The organism is Gemmatimonas sp. (assembly GCF_044345575.1).
Taxonomy (GTDB): domain Bacteria; phylum Gemmatimonadota; class Gemmatimonadetes; order Gemmatimonadales; family Gemmatimonadaceae; genus Gemmatimonas.
This window is the reverse complement of sequence record NZ_JBIJAW010000322.1, coordinates 1-3693: the sequence shown is the minus strand read 5'-3', so window position 1 is coordinate 3693 and position 3693 is coordinate 1. Positions and strand designations below refer to the sequence as shown.

At 66.3% G+C, this 3693-nt stretch carries 2 protein-coding genes; both read right to left on the bottom strand.

Features of this window, described 5'->3' with window-relative positions; genetic code table 11:
* Positions 1-1006, bottom strand: a 1006-nt coding sequence (locus ACIQ6O_RS14410; RefSeq protein ID WP_396208475.1) for a DUF1552 domain-containing protein, incomplete at its 3' end; no start/stop codon positions are given.
* A 31-nt stretch (positions 1007-1037) separates the two neighbouring features.
* Positions 1038-3650, bottom strand: a complete 2613-nt coding sequence (locus ACIQ6O_RS14405; RefSeq protein ID WP_396208474.1) for a DUF1592 domain-containing protein — start codon at positions 3648-3650, stop codon at positions 1038-1040.
* Positions 3651-3693: the final 43 nt, after the last annotated feature.

The following is a 3693-nucleotide window of genomic DNA, read 5'->3' as shown; positions in this document are numbered from 1 at the left end:
GCTTGTCGGTGCCGCTTTCCGGATACGTCCGGCTCGAGCCGTCGCGCCCCATTTTGAACGAGAACACGCGCGTGATGTCGGCAGCGAAGGCGAGCGCCTGGATGTCGAACATCAGCTTCACATGTTCAGCGAACGAGTCGGGCACGCCGGCCGGCGCCTCGGGGAGCTCACGCACTTCACCGCTCATGTTGCGCGCTTCCACGCGCTGAATGCGGCGCTCCACCTCGCGGATGTCGGTGAGGTAGCGATCGAGACGCGACTTGTCGTCCGGGCTGAGCCCAGCCTTGAGCGAGCTCATCTCCCCCGACACGAAGTCGAGAATACTGCGACGCGTGCGACGACGTTCCGCGCGCTCGGCGCTCGTCCCGCCCACACCGAACAGCTTTTCGAAGGCCACGCGCGGATCGCGAATGACCGGCAGCGGCTCGTTGGGTGACGCCCAGCTGATTGAGTCGGTGTACACGCAGGCGTAGCCGTAGGCGCAGCCACCCGCCTGATCCACGTTCTCGATGCACAGCTGCATCGACGGGATGGGCGTGTCCTGGCCGAAGCGCTTGGCATAGATCTGATCGAGCGACGTGCCCACCTTCACATCCGAGCCTTCCGTCTGCTTCGGATGCATGTGCGTGAGGTACACCGCGCTCGAGCGGAAGTGATCACCACCGATCTCGTTGGGCGACGTGGGCTCGGCCTCGCGCGCATCGGTGTTGCTGATGATCGTGAGGTAGTCGCGATACTGCTCGAGCGACGTGAGCGCCGTGGGCGCCAGGTCGTACGCCTTCCCCGTAGCGGCGGGCGACCAAAGGTTCATCTTGGCGCCCCACTCGTTACAGCCGGCGGCGCCATGCACCATTTCGATCGCCACCAGGCGCGGGGCCTGCTTGGCGTTGCCGAACGCGCCGCGTCCGACAGGGATCATCGCGTCGAGATACGGCAGGGCAATCGTGGCGCTCATCCCCTGCATGAACTGACGGCGGGGCATGGCCTTTCCGGTCAGGAAATACATCGGTCGGTCTCCGTCGGGTTATCGAAAGGGATCAGCGCCCGCGGCGTGCTGCCGGGGCCTTGGTGTCGGTATTGGCCGGGCTGGATACCGGCGCGGCCTTCGTCGGCTGTTCCGCCACCACCTTCCGCATGCGGAAGGCGTCGCTCTTCACCACGCCGAAGATGAAGTCGTTGAGGCGGTAGTTGTTCGTGCGTGCGGCAAGCTCGATCCGACGCACCGTGGGCGCATCGTACCACTCGACCCGACGACCCAGCGCGTAGGCCATGAGGTTCTGCGTGAACGAGCGCATGAGCGGAACGGGGCGCTTGAGCAGTGCTCCCTGCAGCTCGGACGGGCTCGTGATCTTCGTGCCGTCGTAGTAATCGCCACGCGTGTCGAGCGGCGCGCCATTCTCTCGGATGCGCCAGCGCCCCATCACATCGAAGTTGTCGAGCGCAAGCCCGATGGGATCGATGAACTGGTGGCACGACTTGCACGACGCATTCGCGCGGTGGATCTCCATGCGCTCACGCGTGGTGAGCATGCGCCCTTCCTTCGCCCCCTCGGTCTTTTCGAGGTCGGGGATATTCGGCGGCGGCGGTGGCGGCGGGGAGCCCATGAGCACTTCCATGACCCACTTGCCGCGCAGCACCGGTGACGTGCGGTTGGCCACGCTGGTGAGCGTGAGCACGCTGCCATGCCCGAAGATGCCGCTCCGCGGCGAGCCCGCCGGATAGCTCACCTTGCGGAACTGCGTGCCCACCACGCCGGGCATGTCGTAGTGCTTGGCGAGCGCTTCGTTCACGTACGTGTAGTTCGCCGTGAACAGTTCGTTCAGGCTGCGGTTCTCACGCACGAGGTTGTAGAAGAACAGCTCCGTCTCGCGACGCATGTCCGTAGCCAGCTGTTCGCGGAAATCGGGGAACTGGTTGGCATCGGGATGCACCAGCTCGATGTCCTGCAATCGCAGCCACTGCGAGGCGAAGCGTGTGGCCAACGCCTCACTGCGCGGGTCGGCCAGCAGCCGCTTGGCCTGAGCCAGCAGCACCGTGGTGTCGGCCAGTCGGCCAGTACGGCCCAGCGCCACGAGCTGCGAGTCGGGCGGCGCGCCCCAGAGGAAGAACGAGAGACGCGACGCGAGGTCCACCCCGTTCACCGCCACGCGCCCCTTGGCCGTGGTGGGGACTTCTTCGATGCGGAAGATGAAGTGCGGGCTCGACAGCAGCGCTTCGAGCGCGGTGCGGATGCCCGTTTCGAACCCACCACTCTTTGCGCCCTCGTCGTAGAACGTGAGCAACCCCTTCATGTCGTTGGCCTGCATGGGCCGGCGATAGGCCTGGGTGCCAAGACGCGTGAGGATCTTCTCGGCGCACGGCCGCGCCTCGGCGGCCGACAGCGGACGGCAGCTGAAGATGCGGCGGCGGCTCGGCGTATCGGACACGCCGGTGGGGTTGTACGGCCCCGTGACGGCGAAGTTCTGGATGTGCGCCTGCACCGTGATACCGGCCTGCGCGCCGATCTGGGTGTCGGCAATGCTGTGGCCGAGCGGCGTGATGTTGTCGTTCACCGGTCCTTCGAACGTGCGCACGAAGGTAGCGGCGATGCGCTGCGGGCCCGCACGGATGGGGATGGGCTTGGTCTTCATCTCCATCCCCTGCGGATCGGCCTGCGACATGCCACGATCGATGTCGAGCATCGCCACTCGCTCACCGTTGACCGACACCTCGATTTTTTCGTCGAACGGCGCCGTGCTCGCGAAGAGCTGACCGGTGGGAATGGCGTGCAACGTGATGGTGAACACGTACTCGCCGTCGGCCGGGAACGTATGCGTGACCGCGGCACCGCCGCGCGTACCTACCGGCGCGCCGTCCACCTGATCGAGCTGCGACGCGAGGCGCGCGATCTTGAACGTGCTCGTCGACACGCCCGCCTTGGGGTCACCCACGGCGAGGCGCGAGATCTCGCTGGCTGCGTCGAGGTACGAATCGAGCAGCGTGGCCGAAGGCGTCTGCACGTCGGCGATGTTGTCGAAGTTGGCGCTCTTGGTGTCGAGCGGCAGCCACGACTCGGCCTTGATGTCGAGCGACAGCACGTCCTTGATGGCGCGCTCGTACTCAGCCCGATTGAGACGCTGGAAGGTGCGCGTGCCGGGATTCGGATCGGCGGCGTAGCGTGCGTCCATGGTGCGCTCGAGCGTCTCGAGCAGCACCTGCAGCGTGTCCCCGCCCGGCTTGGCACGCCCCGGCGGTGGCATCATGCCCGTGCGCAGCTTGTTGATCATCTTCTCGGCCACTTCGGGCGCAGCCTGCCCGATGGTGGCGAGATCGAACTGCTGCAGCGAGAGGTTTCCCTGCTTGCGCTGATCGCTGTGACACCCGGCACAGGTCTTCTTGACGACATCACCCAGCGCCGCCGACGACATGACCGTCGCAGGGCGCTTGAGGACAGGATGCCCCGTGCGGCGACTGGCTCGCGTGGCCGACGCGCGCGCCGGATCGGTGGCGCCATCGACGAACGAGAGATCGTACGACGCCGGCACTGCCGCCGTGGCGCGACTTTCGGTGGGTGCGGACGAGACCGATGCGGACGGCGCGCTGGAACCATCGAGCATGGCGATGGCAACGACAGCGACACAACCGGCACCAGCGGCTACCAACGACTTCATCCCCGGGCCTCCGGGATCAGGCGGGTGTGGGTCGGGCTGGGAT